This is a genomic window from Granulicella paludicola (genome assembly GCF_025685545.1).
Lineage (GTDB): Bacteria > Acidobacteriota > Terriglobia > Terriglobales > Acidobacteriaceae > Granulicella > Granulicella paludicola.
Genome location: NZ_JAGSYC010000025.1, coordinates 255,860 through 277,644 on the forward strand (window position 1 = coordinate 255,860; position 21,785 = coordinate 277,644).

Genomic DNA, 21,785 nt, shown 5'->3' on the forward strand with positions numbered 1-21,785 from the left:
GGGAGATACTGCTTACAGTACTCGCTCGATACACGGAGGTTTGCGGCCAGGACCTACGTCGCAATGTAGCGAGGAGAAGGCATGTCCGAACGTCCCGATTTTGAGCCATCGACACTGGCCATTCATACCAACCGAGCGTACGAGTATCAATCGAACTCGATCCTGTTTCCGATCCACCTGACGGCGACCTACATTCATGAGTCGGTCGGTGTCACCAAGGGCTATGGCTATTCGCGCGGTGCCAACCCCACGGTCAACGCGCTGGAGCAGGCGATCTCCGCTCTGGAAGGCACAGAGCATGCCCTGTGTTTCCGTTCAGGTATGGGTGCGATCAGCACGCTGTGTCTCGCTTTGTTGAAGGCTGGCGATCACGTCATTCTCTCCGAGGTGATCTATGGCGGAACAGTGCGTCTATTTCAGCAGGTGCTGAAGAACTTCGCCATCGAGTTCGACTTCGTGGATACGGCAAAGCCGGAGGCGGTGGAGAAGGCGATCAAGCCGAACACGCGGCTCATCTTCATCGAGACGCCTGCGAATCCAACGCTGCGGCTAAGCGACGTGAAGGCGTTGGCCGAGATTGCGCACAGTCATGAGAACATCCTCCTCGCCGTCGATAACACCTTCCTGACGCCGTTGCTGCAGAACGTGTTGGAACTGGGCGCCGACATCTCGATGCTCTCGACGACGAAGTATATCGATGGGCATAATGCGACGATCGGCGGCTCGCTGGCCACGCACAATGAAGAGATCACGGAGCGTTTGCGGTTTATCCGCAAGGTGCTTGGCACGATCGCTTCGCCGATGGACTCGTGGTTGACGTTGCAGGGCATCAAGACGCTGCCGGCGCGACTGGCGATTCATTGCCAGCATGCGCAGCAGGTGGCGGAGTGGCTGGAGGCGCATCCTCGTGTGGAGCGCGTCTACTATCCGGGGCTCGACTCGTTCCCGCAGAAGGCTTTGGCCGAGAAGCAGCAGAAGGGCTTCGGCGGCATGCTGGCATTCGAGCTGAAGGCAAGCACGGAGGAGTCGCTGAAGTTTATCAACTCGCTGAAGTTGTGCACCTGCGCGGAGAGCCTGGGCAGCGTCGAGACGCTGATCACGAATCCGGCGACGGCTTCGCACTGTGATATCCCGCTGGAGATTCGCGAGAAGCTCGGCGTGACGGATCGCCTGATTCGTCTGTCGGTGGGCCTTGAGTCGCCGAAGGATCTCATCAAGGATTTTGAGCAGGCCTTTACGGTGGTCTTTGGGAGTGCACGATGACGTTAGCTGCATGGAAGTTTGCAACAAAGCTGATCCAGTTCAATGCATCACCGAAAGATCCTTACCATCCCAAGACGACCCCGATCTACCAGACAGCGACCTTCGAGCAGGAGGCGGCGGATGCCTTGGGGGAGTATGACTACTCGCGCAGCGGCAACCCGACCCGCAAGGTGCTTGAAGACCAGATGGCTGCGCTGGAGGGTGGCACGCGGGCGTTCTGCTTCAACAGCGGCATGGCGGCGATCACGGCGACGATGCGGCTGCTGAGTGCGGGGGATGAGATCGTCTCCGACTATGACCTGTATGGCGGAACCAGCCGGTTGTTCGCGCAGGTGCTGAACCGTGCGGGCATCGTGGTGAAGTATGTCGACGCCACGGACACGGCGGCGATCGAAGCCGCGATCACGCCCGCGACGAAGATGGTCTATATCGAGTCGCCGACGAACCCGTTCCTGCGGGTGGTCGACATTGCTGCGGTGGCGGCTGTGGCGAAGAAGCACGGAGCGCTGTTTGCGATCGATGGCAGCGTGATGAGCCCGTACCTGCAGAACCCTCTGGAACTGGGAGCGGACATCGTGATCCACTCTGCGACAAAGTTCCTGTGCGGACACAGCGACGTGACAGCTGGCGCGATTGTGGTGAAGGACGCCGAGCTTGGCAAGCGTGTTTACTTTCAACAGAATGCGGAGGGAACTGCACTTGGTCCTTTTGATAGCTACCTGTTTCTGCGCGGGCTAAAGACGCTGAAGATTCGGATCGATGCCGCGCAGCGGAGCACGGAGAAGATTGCGGCTTTCCTGGCTTCGCATCCGAAGGTGGGTGAGGTCTTCTATCCAGGGCTGGCGAGCCATCAGGACCACGACGTGCACCAGCGGCAGGCGCGGGGCGGCGGAGCGCTGCTCAGCTTCACGGTCGGCTCGGCTGAGGCGGCGAAGAAGATGGCCGAGGGGTTGGAATTGTTCAGCATCTCGCTGAGCTTTGGCAGCGTGCAGTCGTCGATCAGCATTCCGCTGAAGATGTCTCACTCCAGCGTTCCGGCGGGGATGAAGGGTGTGCGGATTCCGCCTGCCGATCTGCTGCGTCTCGCGGTGGGCATCGAAGATACTGACGATCTGATTGCAGACCTGTCACGATGTCTCGATCTCATTTAGAGCTTTAGGTGTCGAAGTTATCTGGCGAACGTTAAACGGTTTAGGAGTGTGTGATGTCGAGTCGTCTGCTGGTTTTAGTTTTGTGCAGTGGTCTGTTCTTCAGCAGCGCGGTGGGAGCGAAGGCTGCGGAAGAGGGTGTGACGCGCGCCACGCTGGCTAACGGGATGCGCGTGGTCATTGTGCGCAACACGCTGGCGCCGGTGGTCACGGTGGAGACGAACTTCCTCGTCGGCGGCAACGAGACGCCTGACGGCTTTCCCGGCTCCGCGCACGCAGAGGAGCACATGGCCTTCCGTGGCTGCACGGGGATGAGCGCGGACCAAACGGCGGCAATCTATGCGCAGCTTGGTGGGCAGAACAACGCGGACACACAGCAGAACATCACGCAGTTTTACGCGACGGTTCCGGCCGCAGACCTTGATGTAGCGCTTCAAGCTCAGTCGGCATGTCTGCATGGCATCGACAACTCTCAGGCGGAGTGGGAGAAGGAGCGCGGTGCGATCGAGCAGGAAGTATCGCGCGATCTATCGAATCCGACGTACAAGTTCATCAATAGGTTGAATGCTGACATGTTTGCCGGAACGCCGTATGCGCATGATCCGCTGGGTACGCGCGAGTCGTTCGAGAAGACGACGGGTGCGATGCTGAAGGAGTTTGCCGATCGCTGGTACACGCCACAGAATGCAATCCTGGTGATCGTGGGTGACGTGGATGCGACGGCGACGCTCGAAAAGATCAAGAAGCTGTTCGGCGATACGAAGCAGCACATGCTGCCGGAGCGGCCGAAGATCGAGTTGCAGCCGGTGAAGCCGGAGACATTCTCGCTCGATAGCAACCTGCCGTATGTGCTGGGCTTTGTAGCGTACCGCTTGCCGGGTACGGAGTCGCCGGACTACGCTGCGACGCAGATCCTTGTGGATGTGCTCAGCAGCCAGCGTGGCGATCTGTATGCGATGGTGCCTGCGGGCAAGTCGCTGGCGTCGGAGTTTGGCTTGGCGGAGAGCTATCCGAAGGCCAGCGTTGGTTTCGGACTCGTTGCGCAGCCTGCGGGCGTGAGCGTCGATGCCGCGATGACGGAGATGCGTAACATCCTTAATGCCTATGCGATGAAGGGTGTTCCTGAGGAGCTGGTTGAGGCTTCGAAGCGGAGCGAGCTGGCGCAGACGGAGTTCCAGCGCAACTCGATTCCAGGATTGGCGACGGTGTGGTCGGCGGCACTGGCAGGCGAGGGGCGCAACTCGCCCGATGAAGATATCGAGGCGATCCGCAAGGTGACGCTGGCGGATGTGAACCGTGTGGCAAAGCAATATCTGTTGAACGCGAACACCATCACGGCGGTGCTGAAGCCGACTCCGAATGGAGAGCCGGCGTCGACGAAGGGATTTGGTGGGGCTGAACAGGTGACGTCTGCTCCGACGAAGCCGGTGGAGCTGCCCGAGTGGGCGAAGGCTTCGCTGAACGAATTGAAGGTGCCGACGAGCATTCCGCAGGCGAGCGATACGATGCTGGCAAACGGCATTCGCCTGATCGTGCGGACGGACAAGACAAGCCCGACGGTGACGCTAATCGGATCGGTGAAGCATGATGGCGATCTGCAGACGCCCGCTGGCAAGGAGGGTGTGGGCGAGTTGCTCGACGGGTTGTACTCGTACGGCACGAAGAGCCTGGATCGGATCGCGTTCCAGAAGGCGCTCGATGACATTGCGGCGAGTGAGACGGCGGGCTATCGGTTCTCGCTTTCGGTGTTGAAGGACCACTTCTCGCGCGGCGTGGAACTGCTCGCAGATAATGAGTTACATCCGGCGCTGCCTGCCGAGGCGTTTAAGATCACGAAGCAGCAGAGTGTCCAGTTCTCTGCAGGGAACATGAAGAGCCCTGGGTATAAAACATCGCGTGCGCTGGAGCTGGCGCTGCTGCCGACGGGCGATCCTGAGCTGCGGGAGTCGACGCCTGCTTCCCTGACGGGAGTCACGCTGGAGGATGTGAAGCAGTTCTATGCGGCGACGATGCGACCGGACCTGACGACGATCGTGGTGATCGGCGACACGACCCCGGCAGAGGCGAAGGCGGTGGTCGAGAAGTACTTCGGCGAGTGGAAGGCGACTGGACCGAAGCCGGAGACGACCCTGCCTGCGGTGCCGGTGAATAAGGCTTCGGCTGCGAACATTCCCGACGCGGAGCAGGTGCAGGACTCGGTGGTGCTCGCAGAGGAGTTGAAGCTGAACCGCTTCGATCCTGACTACTATCCGTTGCAGCTCGGGACGCATGTTCTGGGTGGCGGCTTCTATGCGACGCGGCTGTATCACGACCTGCGGCAGGTAGCGGGATACGTGTACACGGTCGATGTGAGCCTGTCGGCTTCGAAGACGCGGGCGACGTACTCGGTCGATTACGGCAGCGATCCGGACAAAGTGTCGAAGGCACGCGGTCTGGTTGAGCGCGACCTGCACCAGATGGCGACGGAGAACGTCTCCGATGGCGAACTGCATCAGGCGAAGGCGCTGCTGCTGCGGCAGATTCCGTTGAACGAGTCGAGCGAGGAGTCGGTTGCCGGGCTGATGCTGGCGCGTGCCGAGATGGGACTGCCGCTGGATGAGTCGCTGCGGGCTGCGAAGATCTATGTCGGGCTGACAGCGGAGCAGGTGAAGGCCGCGTTTGCTCGACAGATTCGGACGGACAATCTGGTGCAGGTAGTGCGCGGGCCGGCTCCGCAGTAGACCTGACCTTCCCTCCGGGGCCGAAGCCCGTACCCTTCAAAGCAACATTGTGCAGAAGTTCGCTCATACGAAGAGGCGAGAGCAATTGCTCTCGCCTCTTCGTATGAGGGGTGTCGATCAGGCGCCGTGGGGGACGGAGTGTTCGTCTGCGCCGCTGACATCGGCACCGTCGGAGGCCTTGAGGCTGCTGAAGACGAAGGTGGAGAGGATGGTCAACCCGCCCAGAGCGTAGAAGGCTTTGTGGATGCCTGCGATGGTGGCGATCGAGGAGTCGGTGTCGTGCGGGATGAACAGGGCGGTGGTGAGGCCTGCGGCAGCGACGCCAAAGGAGATTGACATCTGCTGGCCGGTGCTGGCGATGGAACTGGCGGAGCTGGCCTGGTGCTCGTCGGTGTCGGCATAGACGAGGGTGTTGAGGCAGGTGTACTGCAGCGAGGTGAAGCCTCCGTAAAACAGGCCCAGGACGAGAATGAACCAGAGCGGGGTGTGCAGGTGAATGCTGGAGAAGGCGAGCAGGAGCAGGCCGATGATGAAGGTGTTCGAGATCAGGATGCCGCGATAGCCGAAGTGACGGATGATGCGCGGGCTGGAGGCCTTGATGGCCATCGCTCCAACCGCCTGCGGCATGATGAGCAGGCCGGATTGCACGGGGGTATAGCCGAGGCCGATCTGATAGAGCAGCGGCAGGAGAAACGGGACGCCGCCGATGCCGAGCCGCGTAAAGAAGCCTCCGCTGACCGCAGCGCGGAAGGATCGGATCTTGAGCAGCGAGAGTTCGAGCAGTGGATAGGGAAGGATGCGCGCGTGCATCCAGTAGCCGGTAAGCAGGGCGAGTGAAGTGAGGAGAAGCATCGACATCTCGGTCGCGGAGAGAGCGTGGTCGCCGAAGATTTCGAGCACGTACGAGAGCAGGCCGACACCGGCGCCGAAGAGGATGAGGCCGACGACATCGAGCGGATGGGTCTTCTCTTCGCGGTAATCGGGCAAGTGCTTGTAGACCATGAGCAATCCGAGCAGACCGATGGGGACGTTCAGGAAAAAGATGACGCGCCAATGGAAGTAGGCAACGATGAGACCGCCGGCGACGGGGCCGAGCATAGGGGCGATGAGTGCAGGGATGGAGACGAAGCTCATGGTGCGGATGAGCTCGGATTTGGCGAAGGTACGGACGAGGGTGAGTCGACCGACGGGGACCATCATGGCTCCGCCGCAACCCTGCAGCAGACGGCAGGCGACGAGCAGGTCGATGTTGGGCGCGAGACCGCAGAGCAGCGAGCCGAGAGTGAAGAGGCCGATGGCGGAGGCGAAGACGCGGCGGGTGCCAAAGCGGTCGGCCATCCAGCCGCTGATCGGGATGAAGACCGCGAGCGCGAGGGTGTAACTGGCAAGCACAGACTTCATGCTGAGCGGAGCGACGTGAAGAGCGGCAGAGATGGAGGGGACGGCGGTGTTAAGGATGGTAGTGTCGAGCGACTCCATGAAGAAGGCGACGGCGACGAGCCAGGGGAGGAGTTGCTTGTTGGCTCCGGGTGGCGGGGGCGTGGCGATGGTGTTGGGAGTCGTCGGCGTCATGTATCTACTTATGATGGCATGCGAGAGAGCCGGGGCAGGGAGGCTAGGAACTCGCGCGTTGCGCGATGCCCGCCTTCGCGACGATGAAGCTGTCGCGAAGATGGGATCTCCATGGGACTAAATCTTTGTTAGGGCGGCGGCGAAGGAAAGAGCCGGGAGTTGGAGGCGGCTGTCGTTGATTGTGATCGCCTCGTCGGACGAAAGCAGGATGGACTTCGCGTCGGTAGGGAGTGTCAAAGGGACGTCGCTGAAGTTGAAGTAGAGCTTCACATCCTGCCGCTGCATTGTGAGCCACTTCGCTTGCTCGTCGAAAGCGGGGCGGACCAGATCTAGGCGACCGTCGTGGAGGGAAGGCTGGTTGCGGCGCAGCTCGATGAGAGAGCGATACCAGTGGAGCATCGCTTCGTGCTCGGGCTGGGAAGTTTCGGACCAGTCGAGCTTGGAGCGAAGGAAAGTCTCTTCGGACTCGGGGTCGGGGATGTCTTCCGCGCCGTGGTGTTGGTGCTCGTTGCGGCGTCCATCGGAGACGGCCTTGGCGAGAGCTTCGTCTTCGTGGTCGGCAAAGTAAAGAAAGGGAGAGCTGGCGGCGAACTCTTCACCCTGGAAGAGCATGGGGATAAACGGCGAGGTTAGAACGAGGGCGGCGGCGAGCTTTGCCTTGCGCGAGCCAGCGACGTCATAGATACGGTTGCCGTAGGGACGGTTGCCGACCATGTCGTGGTTCTGGATGTAGCCGAGGAAGTGGGTACCGTCGAGGCCATTGATGGGGCGACCGTGGTTGCGCTCGCGGAAGGTGGAGTAGGTGCCATCGTAGACGTAGGCGTCGGTGAGGGTCTTGGCGAGCTGCGAGAGCTTGCCGAAGTCGACGTAATAGCTCTGGCGCTCGCCGGTGAGGAAAGCGAAGAGCGCGTGGTGGAAGTCGTCGCTCCACTGCGCGTTGAGGCCATAGCCCGCGGGGACGCCGGGGGCGCCGGTGGTGCGGGGAGTCATGATGCGCGGGTCGTTGAGATCGCTTTCGGCGATGAGGACACGGGGGCGTTTCGTCTCAGCCGAAAGAGCATCGACTTCCGTGGCTAACTGCTCAAGGATATGCACGGCGGAGCGATCGACGTAGCTGGTGACGGCGTCGAGACGAAGTCCGTCGATGTGGTAATCGCGAAGCCAGAGCAGAGCGTTGTCGCAGAAGAAGCGGCGGACCTCGGTGCTGCCACCTTCTTCAAAGTTGATGGCGCCGCCCCAGGGAGTGTGGTGACTTTCTGTGATGTAGGGTGCGAAGAGGCCGCTGTAATTGCCGTCGGGACCGAAGTGGTTGTAGACGACATCCATGAGGACGGCGAGACCCAGAGAGTGTGCACGATCGACAAACTGCTGCAGGCCGAGCGGACCGCCGTAGTCTTCCTGCGGAGCGAAGAGTGAGACACCATCGTAGCCCCAACCCCAATGGCCGGGGAAAGAGTTAACGGGAAGCAGTTCGACGTGGGTGACGCCGAGGTCGCGTAAACAGGGCAGCTTTTCAGCAGCAGCAGCGAAGGTGCCTTCAGTGGTGAAAGTGCCGATGTGCAGTTCGTAGACGATCGCGGAGGGCCAAGCTGGTGGCTGGTAGTCGTGGTCGGTCCATGCGAAGGCGTCGAGATCAACAAGGCGGGAGAGGCTATGGACGCCTTGAGGTTGCTGGAGCGAGCGTGGATCTGGATAGGGCTTAGTGTCTTTGTTAACGAGGAAGCCGTAGTCGTCTCCAGGTTTGGCGGACGGGACATCGACGGTCCAGTAGCCGCGGTCGCCGCGTTGCATAGGGAAGCGTTCGCCGTTGACCTGCACGGCGATGGATTTACGGCGCGGAGCCCAGAGAGAGAAGTGATGCATAGACGCTAGGCCTCCTTTACGAGCAGCGCGACGGGGAAGGTGGAGAAAAGATCTTCAATAAGAATAAGACCGCCGCGGTGATGCTTCATGTCGAGGACGTTGGTCCACTTACCGCGCGGGATGGTGATGGAGGTTTGCTGCCAGCCGCTAGCGGCAGGACCGAATGAGAGTCGCTGTACGCAGCTGACGACGCGCGAGCCGCGTAAGAAAGCGACGATGTGCTCGGCGCGGGTGCCTTGCGCGAGCAGTGGCTTGTAGTTGCCTTTAGGACCGAAGCAGGCGGCGCATTCACGACGAACGCGGAGAGCTTGATGCGTGGTCCAAAGTTTGGGAAGCCCTTCTTCCATGCGAGACATGATCTTTGCAGGGATGTCTTCAGGCGCAAGGGCGTCGAGTTCAGCAAGGAGCGCGATGCGGTTTGCGTAGTCAACCGGCGTGCGATTGTCAGGATCGACGAGGCGGTGGTCCCAGAGCTCGGAACCCTGGTATAGATCGGGGATGCCGGGAACCGTGTATTTGAGCAAGGTCTGCGAGAGGGAGTTGGTGCGGCCAGCAAGTTGGATGCGATCGACGAAGGCCTGCACGTCTTCTGTGAACTTTGGGTCCGCGAGCGTCCGATCGATGAAGGTGTTGAGCGCGTCCTCAAAGGCCTTGTTGTTGTTGGTCCACGAGGTCTGCTCCTTGGCTTCGCGAGTGGCCTTCTGCATGTAGGCCTTCATGCGATCGGCGTCGATGGGCCATGCGCCGATGACGGTCTGGTAGTAGAGATATTCGGTGTTTGGATCAGGGGAGTTGTCCGTGCGCGCGAATGCATTGAGTTCGTACCAGTGTTCGACAGTCTCAGTGAAGAAGCGAGGCAGCTCACTGATGGCAGCGAGGCGAGCGCGCACATCTTCGCCGCGCTTCATATCGTGCGTGGCGAGTGTGACCATCGTGCAAGGTGTGTGCTTCTGTTGGCCGGTGTTGAAGCGGTGGAACTCGTCGATCGAGGCAAGCGGGGCTTCGGGATTGCTGCCGACCTCGTTGAGGCCGATGAAGCGGTGGTAGCAGTAGAGGGCGGTGTCTTCGTAGCCCTTGGCCATGACGGCGCTAGTGAACTGCTGGAAGTGGAGCAGGAAAGCGGACTCGAGCGCGCCCGTGCGGCGAAGCATGAGCACATCGCCGATGAAGTCGAAGAGACGCTTGTCGATGTCGGGACGATTACGCGCGGCGGTGTCAACGGTTGTGCTGAGTACGGCGGCGTCGAAGGCGCGAAGATGCTGATCGGGCAACACGTAGGTGCGATAGACCGGCATCGAAGCGGCGATCTCCTGGATGGCGTGGCGGATCTCGGATCGCGTGTAATCGCGGTGATCGAGATCGTTCTCGCAGACGGAAAGGAAAAGGCCAGCGAGACGATTGACGTCGCTGCCGAGGGCTTCCTGCTGTACGTTGATTTTCTTTTCGCGGATGAGCGCGGGATAGTCGATGGTCTTGCCGATGACTTCCGAATAGGTATGGTCGAGCGCGGCGAAGCCTTCAGGGGAGACGAGGAGACCATTCACCATGTTGAGCAGTTCGTAGCCGGTGGTGCCATCGATGGGCCATTCATCGGGGACACACTCATTGCGCGCGAGAATTTTCTCGGCGACGATCCAAGCGTCGGGTGCTTCGGCACGGAGGCGTTCGAAGTATTGCTGCGGGTTCTGTAGACCGTCGCAGTGATCGACACGAACGCCGTCGAGTTTGCCTTCGCGCAACCAGCGCAGCACGAGGTTATGCGTGGCGAGGAAGACGCGACCGGACTCGACGCGCACACCGATGAGGGAGTTGACGTCGAAGAAGCGACGGTAGCCGAGGTCCTGATCGGCAGCGTGCCAGCTGGCAAGGCGATAGTGCTGGCGCTGCAGGAAGGCGTCGAGCGCTTCTATATTCCCGTTCATCGTGCTAACGACTTCGTCGATGGCGACAGAGACGGTGGTATCTTCGGCGAGATGTTTTTCAAGCAGCGAGTAGAGGGCGCTCTGATCGCGATAGAGAGTCTGCACTGCCTCATAGCCATCGACATCGCGCTGGGCGAGTCGGTCGAAGGCGTCTGAAAGGAATCCCAGTTCAGCGGAGCGAGAGGACTTCGCCGCCGGGGCGAGGATCAGCGAGAGAGAGCCGATGGACACGGGAAGGTGCTCATCGTTCGAGAGAACCTCAAACCGGACGTTGCTACGAAGAACCTTGATCGCGCCTGATTTCAGGACAAGCCCATACTGATCGCCGAGGATGGGCAGCAGTATCTTGTTGCGCATCCGCTCTTCGCCGGACTCCCATTCAAGATCGAAGAACTCGGCATAGCGGCTGTGGCGACCATTCTCCAACACGTCGCGCCAGTAGGGATTGTTGCGCGCGAGGGCCATGTGATTCGGCACAATGTCGAGGATATGGCCCAGGTTCAGTTCTGCGAGTTTCGCGAAGAAGCGTTCCTGTCCCTCAGAACCGCCAAGTTCGGCGTTAACCTGCTCAAAGTCCGTGACGTCATAGCCGTGAGTGCTGCCGGGGGCGGCCTGAAGGTAAGGCGAGGTGTAGACGTGTGAAATCCCGAGGGTTGCGAGGTAGTCAGTCGTTGCGACAGCGTCGTCGAAGTTGAAGTCGGCGTTGAGCTGAAGGCGATATGTAGACGTGAGCTGTTTTGGCATTGCGTACAGGTCCCAGCCAGCGATGACCGTGGTGATTTGAGGCAGGTGCGCTGACAGTGAGGCCGAGCTAGGAGCACGGCTGTGATGAGGGTGAAAGCGACCGGATGCCGCGAGCTTATTCTTTAGGATGCAGCGGGAGCGGGATGAGGTTTCTCCTGCCCGGATTTATCGGGTGGAAGCCGTAGCGTGGGATGAAAAAGCAGCTGAAGGGTGAGGTTTCGCGTGCAGATGGCGCAATTCTTGGGAGATGCATTGTCTGAGGGTCGAGTGGCGCGGAGTTCAACACGGGGGACGCAGGGCTGCACGTCAGGTGACCATTGTTGTAGGGTGGAGTCATTCATTTTATGCAGACGTCCCAGATCCATTCCGATCCGCGTTCGGAGATTGCGCTTGCGTTGATCGCTGCGTTGATTCCGGCATGGCAGCCGGAGCAGGCGCTGGTATTGCTGGTAGACGAACTGCTGATGGCAGGTTTCGGCGCGATTGTGTTGGTGGATGACGGCGGCGGTGAAGAGTCGCGCAGCTTATTCGATGGGCTGGAGCAGCGACCCAGGGTGCATCTGGTGCGCCACGCGGTAAACCTGGGCAAGGGCCGGGCGCTGAAGTCGGGACTGAATTATGTGTTGAATGCTTTACCGGGATATGTGGGTGTTGTGACGGCGGATGCCGATGGTCAGCATAGAGCGGCTGATATTGTTGCGGTGGGTCTGGCGCTGCCGGAGGCTGCCAGTGGCGCGGTCCTGGGAACACGGGCGTTTTCTGGCGATGTGCCTTTTCGAAGTCGCTTTGGCAACGGACTTACGCGGTATGTCTTCTCGTTTTTGACCGGCACGAAGCTGGGAGATACGCAGTCGGGTTTGCGCGGCTTTTCGGGCGCCCTGTTGCCGGAGTTGATGCAACTCGATGGCGAGCGATATGAGTACGAGATGACGGTACTCGCTGTGCTGTGCCGCAGCGGGCGCAAGCCGGTGGAGGTGCCAATCGAGACGGTGTACATCGAGAACAACCGCTCGTCGCACTTCGATCCGGTGCGCGACTCGATGCGCATTTACTTTGTGCTGGTGCGATTTTATTTTTCAGCGGTGCTGGCGGCAGCTATCGACTTTGTGGGATTCACGCTGGCGTTTGCAGCGACAGGAAACATCGTGTTCAGCATAGCCGTGGGGCGTTTGAGTTCGCTGGTGAACTTTGCAGTGAACAAGAAATATGTCTTCCAGAGTCGAGGCGCGTTGAAGCAGGCACTGTGGCGCTATTATGCGTTGGTGTTGATTATTGCCTGCATCAGTGCGGTATCGATTACAGCTTTGACGAGGCGAGCACACTGGAACGTGTATGCCGCAAAGATCGTCGTGGACACGGTGCTTAGCCTGGTAAGTTTTGCGATGCAGCGAACGTTCGTTTTCAGAGGACAGGAGATGCTGGCAGAGAGGAAGAACCGTTAGGCGATGCGCAACGTCTTGATCAAGGTGCTGCCGTGGTTGACGGGGCTGGGCGTGTTGGTAGAGTTGCTGAGCTTGCGGCTGGGTCTGCTGAACGCCTTCTTCTTCGATGCGATGCATGCGGATGTGCAGGGCATCGACTACTTCTCGCTGCCGCGGGGATTTCTCAATCTTGTTGCGGGCAAAAGCATGTACGACACCTTCAGTCAGTCCAGCTATGGTTCGCATGCGACGATGTACCTCGCGCATCCGGCTTTGGCGCCGTTGTTAGGCAGCTGGCTGTCGCGGTTCGATGCAATGACGAGTTACGGCGTTTACACGATGCTCTCGCTGGCGATAATGGCCGCGTGTGCATGGTTGCTGTCGCGGCAGACCGACGATGCGCTGATGCAACGGCTGATCTGGTTCCTGATGCTGACAGCGTTCCCGACGTACTGGATGCTGTTTGTAGGCAACGTGCAAGCGGTGCTGGTGCTGGCTATAGGCATGGTGTTTGCCGGAGTGCTGGCGATGACGTATCGTGGGCGTGGCGAAACGCTGCTGCTGGCAGGGCTGCTGCTCTCACTGCTGTCGAAGCCGGTGGTGCTGCTGATGTTTCCTGCCTTGCTGTTAGTGAAGGAAACGCGGCGATCGGCGGTGCGCGCGCTGGCTGTGTATGCCATCGTGTCGGTTGTCTTTGAAGTTGTGCCCGCGCTGAACCCTGAAGCGATCGGGCTGGGACGCGTGGCCTGGCTGGCAGGGCATCCTGGCTATGTGCGCGCGACGATGAACATCTATGCGAACCATTTCCAGTTGAACGCGGACATGAAGGATAACAGCATTCACTGGTTCAACCTGATCGCCCAGACGGGAACGCGGTTCGTGCATATCGACGTATTCTCCCTGCCGGTGTTTCTGGATGTGCTGACGGGAACGCGCACGCCTGCATGGATCTATCAAATGCCTGCGCTAGCTGTGCTGGGACTGTCTTTGCTGGTGGGCCGGATGCGGCAGGGCAGACCTCGGCTGGAGGCTTTGCTGCTGCTGTTGATGGCTGTGTCGATCTCGTTCTTCCTTGCGTATCCCACAACGTGGGAGTACCAGTACACAAGCGTGCTGCCCGTGGCTGGCGTACTTTTGGCTTTGCGTGGCCGCGACGTATTTTACGAACGCGCGCGGCCATGGCTCTTCAGCCTGGCTGCCTGCGCATGGCTGCCAAGCCTCTATTGGCTCGTGGAGGGTGAGACGGTCACGGCGCGGGTGCTGCTGACGATCTGGGCCGATCGCGTGCTGCCGGTGACAATGCTATTTTTCCTGGCGATCGCTCTGGTGGCGCGGTTCTCGGTGCGGCCCGAAGAGACAAGTTAGGGAGTTCACTTGACGCCTTGTTGTAGTCGCTTTTGTGAGAGCGACCAGGCAAGATTATTCTTTGCCAACTGGAAGTCAGGCTTGAGGGCGATGGCCTTTTCGGCGGCTGCGATGGCCTCGTCCCAGCGGTGCAGCCCTTCATAGCCTGCGGCGATATTGTTCCAGGCTTCGGCCATGTCGGGATCAAGGTGCAGCGCGGCACGGGAGGCAGCGATGCTCTCTTCGAGTTTGCCCTGTCGGTTGAGATTCAGAGAATCATCCAGCAGGTCGGCGGCTGTCTTTGGTCCCTGGCTCGGGGCAGAGCTCTGCTTTGTGTAGAGCTGCAGGTTGTTCTGTGCGATCTGCAACCTGGGGTCAATCTCCAGCGCCTTGCGCTCGCTGGCGATAGCTGGCTGCCACTGGTGCATGGCTGCCTGCGCCGCGCCGATGTTGTTCCAGGCGAGAGCTGACTTTGGATTGATGCTGAGTGCGTGCTGTGCGGAGTCGATGGCCTGCGGATATTGCGCTTGCTGATATTGCGTGAGCGAGAGATTGATCCAGTAGTCTGCTGTCCGCGTGGCGGGGTGTAGCAGGGAAGCGCGTGCGGCCACGTCGTCGGGGGCGATGGCGAGTGTCTCGGATGCGAGTTGATGTGCAGCAGCGGTATCGTCGAGCTGATTGTCGGCGGCGATGAGCAGGTCACGCGGCATGAGGCGCATAGGGTTGAGCGTAATAGCTGTCTTCAACTGTTGAAAGGCTTCGGGCAAGCGGTTGTGTTGCAGCAGCCAGCGACCGTAGAAGGTGTGGGTCTCATCGGCGTCGGGAGCGAGCGCGAGCGCACGGAGGAAGTGGCGCTCGGCCTCGGGACCTCGCGTGGTGGCACCGGCGTCGGCCATGGCACCGTTCACGACGCCTAGATTGATCTCAAGCGTGGGGTAGTTTGGCGTGTACTGCAGAGCGCGTTCGAAGTAATCAAGCGCAACATCGTAGTTGCCCTTGTTCATCTGCGTGAGGCCATAGTTCATGAGACCCCGACCGTTGCGTGGAGACTTGGCGACATCGTCCTTCCACAGCGTCTCTTCGTCGAGCCAGACGCGATTGCGGACGTGTACGCCATAGGCATAGCCACTTAGCACGAGGCAGGCGAGTGCGATCAGCACAGGCCTGAGAGCGGTGCGCTGTTCGGAGGTGCTGAAGCGAAGCAGCAGTTGCCAGACCGCCCATACGACGGCGAGGATAAGGCCGACGAAAGAGAAGAACATGCGGTGGTCGTTTTCGACCTCAGACAAGGTGTAGAGCGAGGTGGGCAGCTGTGTGATGATGAACCAGAGCAGGCCGTAGGCGATGGGATAGAGCGCGCGTCGCCGGCAGCAGTAGACGATAGCAACGATCAGCGCGACGAGGAAACAGAGACCGCAGGCAGCTTCAAAATTGAAACTGGGGAACGGGCTGAGGTCGGTGTCCACGTTAAGGTGAATTGGCAAGAAGAGAGTACCTGCATAACGTAACCAGACGAACGGCTGAGTGAGTCGATAGCTGGCAGCGGAGACGATCGCGGGGAGATACGTCTTCGGCGTCATCGCAGACTGCAGCCAGAGCAGCAGTGCGGTGAGGACGACGCTGGGCACGATGGCGACGAGCGCGGAGCGAAGTGGCTTCGAGTCCCGTGTTGACGTCGGGGGCTTTTCGAAGAAAAGCACGTAGAGCAGCAGCAGGATCGGGAAGACCGCTGCCGGTGGCTTTGACAACATGGCTGCGAGGAATGGCAGCAGATACAGGCCAAAACGACGCTGCTGGGGGAATTTCGCGAACAGGTAGAGCGCGGCGACGCAGCCCAGTGTGCAGAAGAGGTCGCCGCGCTGGATAACGTAGTTGACGGTCTCTGCGATAGCGGGATGCAGGCCGAACCAGGCGGCGGCTGCGAAGGCTAGCCACGGATTGGCTGCTGAGGACTCGGTCCGATCGAAGATCACTTGGTAGATCTGCGTAAGCAGCCAGACCAGCAGCAAAAACAAGAGGAAGGTTGAGAGGTGGAACCAGAAAGGCACGTAACCGTGACCTAGAGCGTAGTCAAGCGCGAGAGACGCGGAGACGAGCGGACGGTAAGTCTGGTTCGCGGGAAGCACGCTGAAGGTGCGGGTGTCGGTAAAGAAGCGCGGGACGTTGTGAAGGCTGCGGATGGAGGGGTTGTCGATGACGGTATGGGAGTCGTCGAGGTGGAAACCGTTCTGAAAGGCGTTGGCGTAGACAAGGCAGACGGCCAGTAGCAGGATGACGGTCGCGACGAGTGGAAGGCGGCGATCGGAGGAGGGTGGCAGCGGCAAGGCGATGGAGGTCCTTTGCGAAAAATCAGGCAAATAGCAACGAGTGCCAGGAAGGGAAAAGCGAGACGGGAAAAAAATTACGAGCGAGCCGAAGATTATTTTGACACGACGCAGACGGACAGGGTATCGTCCTCAAAGATTTCAAACCTCCGTTGGCATAGTCGTACCGATGTACTTCGCGGACGACATATGCGCTGGCTCCCGTTCGTCGTGGACGCGAGTTGCTGTGCCGAAGTCACAAGTTTAGTTTTCTCGGGTCTCCCCGCAGTTGGTATACGCCTGCGTCTGGACTCGGGGAGGAGTATTCGTGGACCGTCGATCGTTCGTCCTCTCGTGCCGTGCGGGTGTTCTCCGCCTTGTTGCCGCTGCTTTTCTGGCTGTCGCTGTTCCGGCTGCTGCACATGCTGCGCAGGTCGCGCTGGTCGCCGACGCCCACGTCAGCTCCGCCCGCCCGGGCAACAACTTTGGGACGGTTGCGAACCTCTACGTGGGTAACGGCAACACGTCGCTGCTGCGCTTTGACCTGACTTCGCTGCCGACAGGCGTGACCGCGAACCAGATAGCGCGCGCGACACTGACGGTTTACGTAAACCGTGTGAATGCGGCGGGAACGATCGCAGTAGCTCCGGTGACCTCTGCCTGGAGCGAGTCGGGTGTGACGTACAGCACGATTCCCTCGACCGGCGCGACGCTGGGAACGCTTTCCGCCAACGCGGCGGGCACGTATGTGACGCTCGATGTGACGTCCACAGTGCAGGGCTGGATGACGACACCGGCGACGAACTTCGGCTTCGCGCTCAGCTCGTCCGGCGCTTACGTCCTGCTGGATTCCAAGGAGAACGACGAAACGGGCCATGCGGCCTCGCTGGACATTACGATCACGTCGATGGGCGCGACCGGAGCTACGGGTGCCACGGGTGCTCAGGGCGTGCAGGGCATCCAGGGTATTCAAGGGATCGCAGGCGCAACCGGAGCGCAGGGTATTCAGGGCCTCGTGGGCACAACTGGCGCTCAGGGTATTCAAGGCATTCAGGGTGCTGTGGGTGCGACCGGCGCTCAGGGTATCCAGGGTGTGACGGGCGCGGTTGGAGCTACAGGTGCCCAGGGTCTTCAGGGCATCACGGGTGTGACCGGCGCTCAGGGTATTCAGGGTGTGACGGGTACGACTGGCGCGATTGGCTCAACTGGCGCGGTTGGAGCTACGGGTGCCGTTGGTGCTACGGGTTCTACCGGCGCTCAAGGCATTCAAGGTGTGACAGGTAGCACGGGTGCTGTTGGTGTGACTGGTGCTCAGGGACTTCAAGGCATCACGGGTGCCACCGGTGCGATCGGCTCTACTGGTGCGACTGGCGCTCAAGGTATTCAGGGCGTAACGGGAGCCCTCGGTTCGACGGGCTCGACTGGCGCTCAAGGCATTCAAGGTGTGACAGGTAGCACAGGTGCGGTTGGAGCGACGGGGGCCATCGGATCTACCGGCGCGACCGGTCTTCAAGGCGTCACAGGTACGACAGGCGCTGTTGGCGCAACCGGTTCTACAGGTGTAACGGGTGCTGTTGGCTCAACTGGTGCAACGGGTCTTCAAGGTGTCACTGGCGTAACGGGCTCGACCGGTCTTCAGGGTGTCACCGGCACGACGGGCACGGCTGGCGCTACTGGCTCTACCGGTGCGACAGGTGCCGTTGGTTCAACCGGCGCAACTGGTCTCCAAGGCGTCACCGGTGTGACTGGCTCGACGGGTGCTATCGGCGCCACCGGCTCCACGGGTGTAACGGGTGCCGTTGGTTCAACCGGCGCAACTGGTCTCCAGGGCGTCACCGGTGTCACCGGCTCGACGGGTGCTATTGGTGCTACTGGCTCTACAGGTGCAACAGGTGCCGTTGGTTCAACGGGCGCAACTGGTCTCCAAGGTGTCACCGGTGTGACTGGCTCGACGGGTGCTATCGGCGCCACTGGCTTGACGGGTGCAACAGGAGCCGTTGGTTCGACTGGCGCGACTGGTCTCCAAGGTGTCACCGGTGTGACTGGCTCGACGGGTGCTATCGGCGCCACCGGCTTGACGGGTGCAACAGGAGCCGTCGGTTCGACTGGCGCGACTGGTCTCCAGGGTGTCACCGGTGTGACTGGCTCGACGGGTGCTATCGGTGCTACTGGCTCTACAGGTGCAACGGGTGCCGTTGGTTCAACTGGCGCGACTGGTCTCCAGGGTGTCACCGGTGTGACTGGCTCGACGGGTGCTATCGGTGCTACTGGCTCTACAGGTGCAACGGGTGCCGTTGGTTCGACCGGCGCGACTGGTCTCCAAGGTGTCACCGGTGTGACTGGCTCGACGGGTGCTATCGGTGCTACTGGCTCAACCGGCGCAACGGGTCTGCAGGGCGTCACCGGTGTTACCGGCTCGACGGGTGCCACTGGCGCAACGGGTATCAACGGCACAACCGGCGCTACGGGCGTAACTGGAATGACCGGTACCACCGGAGCTACTGGTGCCACAGGAAGCGCAAACAGTACACAGAGCTTCGTCAATGGCGGTACCTCGTCCCTCGGTGCAGGTCAACTCGCACAGTTCACCGGTACCGCTGGGCAGGTACAGCAGGTTCCCACCACCGGAGGTGGCACCACCACCAGTCCCGTCCTCGGCGTCGCCGTGTCCTTTGCTGTTCCGGGAAACAGCGTCACCATTCAACTCGAGGGCATTGCAAACTGCTTTTTTGACGGCAGTGGGGCACCGGGCAACTACGTCGTCGCCAGCACGACACCCGGCTTCGGCAGCTACTGCCACGCCGTGGCAACCTACCCCACCGGCACCCAGGTGGTCGGCGTCCTGCTCGCATCGGCGAGTATCAATAATCAGGCGTCGGTCTACTTCATGGGACCTGAAAACTACAGCGCTGGTGGTTCAAGTGGCGCAACAGGAGCCACCGGGCCAACTGGCTCCACCGGCTCTCAAGGTCCACAGGGCAATGTTGGCGCGCAGGGACCCGTGGGACCCATGGGACCCGCTGGAGCCACTGGCTCTGTTGGATCGGTGACTGTCACGAACGGGAACGCGACGGGTTCGGCCAGCGTGAACACAGGCACTGGTGCGCTGACCATCAACTTCCCGTCGTCCGGTGGAGGAGGCATTCTGTTCTCCAACTTCAGCGATAACGACGTGCTCACCACGAACACAAACTATCTGTTCTCGCCGGTCAACGGGGTTGTAAGCGTTGGTGTTACTACCGGAGGAACGGCCGCGTCCTTCGAAAACGGTAATCTTTTCGCTGCGCCGTACGCCTGCACACTGAGTAATCTGCAGGTGGCCCTTACTGCAAGTACCGGAACGAGTGGTACGCCCAGCGGAACGCAGACCGGCACGGTGCAGGTCTATGTCAATCAAAGTGCATCGACTCTGACCTGCAGCGCGAGCGGTCTTTCGCTCACGTCGCCAGGCACGACGGTGACGTGTTCGGACACAGCGCATACGGTGGCAGTCGCCGCGGGCCAACTGATCAACATCGGCGTCAAGGAGTCCAACACGAGCGGCTTCGATGTTTATAGCGTTTCCATGAAGTGCCAGTGATAGGTGACGGAATGATTCCCAAGCGTCGGAGAGAGAAAAGTTCTGTGAGCAGGCGGTGTCTCCAGGCCATGGCGGTTGTGACGATGGCTATGGCGACGGGGTTCGTCCACGCGCAGCCCGCCAGCGGCAATGAAGTAGTGCTGACGCCAGGGACCTGTCCTACGGTGCAGAATGGCGATATTGCGGTGCTCGAGTGGAACCCGGCGATCGACTCCGCACTATCGCTTACCGACGTGGAAAACCTTCGTTTGCGCTTTACCGCACCGGTGGAACAGCGAACAAGCCGGGCGGGTTCTGTGTTGGAGCTTCGTCTGCGTCCACAGCGTTCCAGCACACCCGTGGAAACTCCCCTTGAAGACATTCACAACGGGTACTACCGAATGCGCTTTCGCATCCATGCGCCGCTGCTCGCAAGCGGTGAATACCATCTGGCAAGCGCGGCGGTGGAACCAAAGATCGCAGCGGACGGCTCGAGTGTGCCAGCGGTGATGAGGAACGATCCATCCCATTCGGCATTCTGCGTGACGTTCGTCAGCACAGCGAAGAAAGAGATGAAAGGAAAGATGGGCCGCTCGAACTAAAGGTGCCTCGCGTAGGAGATCTGCCACTGACTTACTTGTAGTTGCTTGAAGCAAGCGCAGCTGTTTGAACTGGCCGGATTTAGCGGGAGATTTCGGGCCATAGGGGAGGACGATGTGTCCTCCATACACAGAGCAAGCAGCACCTGTCCTGGTGCCCTAACCGCCCAAAAGGCTCGAGGAAGATTTCTATGGACCCGTTTCTTGGAGAAATTCGTATCGTTCCATGGTTCGCGGCTGGGAACAACCCGCCCACCAACTGGGCTTTTTGCGAAGGCCAGTTGATGTCCATCGCCAGTCACAGCGCTCTGTTTTCTCTGCTGGGAACCCGCTTCGGCGGCAACGGCACATCGAACTTCGCGCTGCCTGACCTGCGCGGCCGGGTGGCGCTAGGCTTTGGTCAGGGCAACAACCTGCCCGCGTACACGCTGGGACAAAGCGGCGGAGCGACGACGGCCACCCTGCAGACTCAGAACCTTCCGCCTCACAATCACATGATCAACGTGAGTACGGGCAATGGAACCACGGTGAATCCGGGAGGATCCATACCGGCAGTTACAGTGCAGGGTGTAGGTAAGGATGCGCAGCAGCTGCCAACCTACGCGCAGGTAGCACCGGTAGCGCAGATGGCGAATAACGCCGTGAGCCTGACCGGGAGCAGTACTCCGTTCAATATAGAGCCGCCATACCTCACGCTGGTTTACCTCATCGCTTTGGTGGGCATTTACCCATCCAGCAATTAACGAACAGTTTTCTCAGGAGTTTGTCATGTCTGATCCGTATCTTGGTGAAATTCGAATGTTTGCAGGCACTTTTGCCCCCGTAGGCTGGGCCCTTTGTAATGGATCAATTCTGTCCATTTCTCAAAACACTGCACTGTTTTCTTTGCTCGGCACAACGTATGGCGGCAATGGCACAAGCACGTTCGCCTTGCCGAATCTGCAGGGAACGGTGCCGATCCATTGGGGATCGGCTCCGAGCGGATCACAATATGTGGTCGGTCAAACGGCGGGTGTAGAGAATGTGACGCTGCTATCGACGCAGATGCCGCAACACACCCACTTGCATAATGCCAGCACGAGTACGGCGAACCAGACCTCACCGGCGAGTGCGATACCGGCGGTAATCAGTGTCGGTACAGGAAAGTCAGCAGCCCCTGAGCCTGGCTACATACAAGGCACCGGGAACACCACCATGGCCGCGACCGCTATCGCAACGGCTGGCGGCAGTCAGCCTCACACCAACATGCAGCCCTATCTTTGTCTTACGTTCATCATCGCTCTGCAGGGTATTTACCCCGCACGCAGCTAACGACTTAGCCTTCGGT

13 protein-coding genes are annotated in these 21,785 nt (G+C 60.2%); 9 read left to right on the forward strand and 4 right to left on the reverse strand.

What is annotated here, in order from left to right; all coding sequences use genetic code 11:
• Positions 1-81 precede the first annotated feature (81 nt).
• From OHL14_RS12960 to OHL14_RS12970, 3 genes are read left to right on the forward strand one after another with little or no spacing between them, the layout of a single operon-like run.
• On the forward strand, positions 82-1,263 hold the full coding sequence (locus OHL14_RS12960; protein WP_263379780.1) for a trans-sulfuration enzyme family protein: 1,182 nt from the start codon (positions 82-84) through the stop codon (positions 1,261-1,263).
• Positions 1,260-2,414, forward strand: coding sequence for a trans-sulfuration enzyme family protein (locus tag OHL14_RS12965; RefSeq protein WP_263379781.1), 1,155 nt, complete (start codon positions 1,260-1,262; stop codon positions 2,412-2,414). The genes OHL14_RS12960 and OHL14_RS12965 overlap by 4 nt, the downstream gene beginning before the upstream one ends.
• Positions 2,415-2,467: 53 nt before the next feature.
• Positions 2,468-5,131, forward strand: a complete 2,664-nt coding sequence (locus OHL14_RS12970) for a M16 family metallopeptidase (RefSeq protein WP_263379782.1) — start codon at positions 2,468-2,470, stop codon at positions 5,129-5,131.
• A gap of 117 nt (positions 5,132-5,248) precedes the next feature.
• On the opposite strand, the gene OHL14_RS12975 is transcribed toward OHL14_RS12970, so the two are convergent.
• From OHL14_RS12975 to treY, 3 genes are all read right to left on the reverse strand, one after another.
• Positions 5,249-6,703 carry a DHA2 family efflux MFS transporter permease subunit gene (locus OHL14_RS12975; protein ID WP_263379783.1) on the reverse strand — a complete coding sequence of 485 codons (1,455 nt, stop codon included), beginning with the start codon at positions 6,701-6,703 and terminating at the stop codon, positions 5,249-5,251.
• A 117-nt stretch (positions 6,704-6,820) separates the two neighbouring features.
• Positions 6,821-8,566 (reverse strand): malto-oligosyltrehalose trehalohydrolase, encoded by a 1,746-nt coding sequence (gene treZ / locus OHL14_RS12980; RefSeq protein WP_263379784.1) that lies wholly within the window; start codon positions 8,564-8,566, stop codon positions 6,821-6,823.
• A gap of 5 nt (positions 8,567-8,571) precedes the next feature.
• On the reverse strand, positions 8,572-11,232 hold the full coding sequence (gene treY, locus OHL14_RS12985; RefSeq protein ID WP_263379785.1) for a malto-oligosyltrehalose synthase: 2,661 nt from the start codon (positions 11,230-11,232) through the stop codon (positions 8,572-8,574).
• A gap of 344 nt (positions 11,233-11,576) precedes the next feature.
• On the opposite strand from treY, the gene OHL14_RS12990 reads away from it, so the two are divergent.
• Together OHL14_RS12990 and OHL14_RS12995 are read left to right on the forward strand one after the other, a co-directional pair.
• Positions 11,577-12,674: a bifunctional glycosyltransferase family 2/GtrA family protein gene (locus OHL14_RS12990; RefSeq protein WP_263379786.1), complete on the forward strand. Its 1,098-nt coding sequence runs from the start codon at positions 11,577-11,579 to the stop codon at positions 12,672-12,674.
• Between the two features lie 3 nt (positions 12,675-12,677).
• Positions 12,678-14,018, forward strand: coding sequence for a hypothetical protein (locus OHL14_RS12995; protein ID WP_263379787.1), 1,341 nt, complete (start codon positions 12,678-12,680; stop codon positions 14,016-14,018).
• A gap of 5 nt (positions 14,019-14,023) precedes the next feature.
• Here OHL14_RS12995 and OHL14_RS13000 read toward each other — a convergent pair whose 3' ends face one another.
• Positions 14,024-16,321, reverse strand: a complete 2,298-nt coding sequence (locus tag OHL14_RS13000) for a tetratricopeptide repeat protein (RefSeq protein WP_263379788.1) — start codon at positions 16,319-16,321, stop codon at positions 14,024-14,026.
• Positions 16,322-16,628: 307 nt separating this feature from the next.
• Here OHL14_RS13000 and OHL14_RS20045 point away from each other — a divergent pair, with 307 nt between their 5' ends.
• From OHL14_RS20045 to OHL14_RS13030, 4 genes are all read left to right on the forward strand, one after another.
• Entirely contained in the window at positions 16,629-19,880 is a 3,252-nt protein-coding gene (locus OHL14_RS20045; protein ID WP_317890417.1) for a beta strand repeat-containing protein, read from the forward strand.
• Between the two features lie 44 nt (positions 19,881-19,924).
• The gene (locus tag OHL14_RS13020) at positions 19,925-20,461 is read left to right on the forward strand and encodes a hypothetical protein (RefSeq protein WP_263379789.1); all 537 of its coding nucleotides are present in this window, start codon (positions 19,925-19,927) and stop codon (positions 20,459-20,461) included.
• 188 nt (positions 20,462-20,649) lie between these two features.
• Positions 20,650-21,201: a phage tail protein gene (locus OHL14_RS13025; protein WP_263379790.1), complete on the forward strand. Its 552-nt coding sequence runs from the start codon at positions 20,650-20,652 to the stop codon at positions 21,199-21,201.
• Positions 21,202-21,256: 55 nt separating this feature from the next.
• The gene (locus OHL14_RS13030) at positions 21,257-21,769 is read left to right on the forward strand and encodes a phage tail protein (RefSeq protein WP_263380280.1); all 513 of its coding nucleotides are present in this window, start codon (positions 21,257-21,259) and stop codon (positions 21,767-21,769) included.
• Positions 21,770-21,785 lie beyond the last annotated feature (16 nt).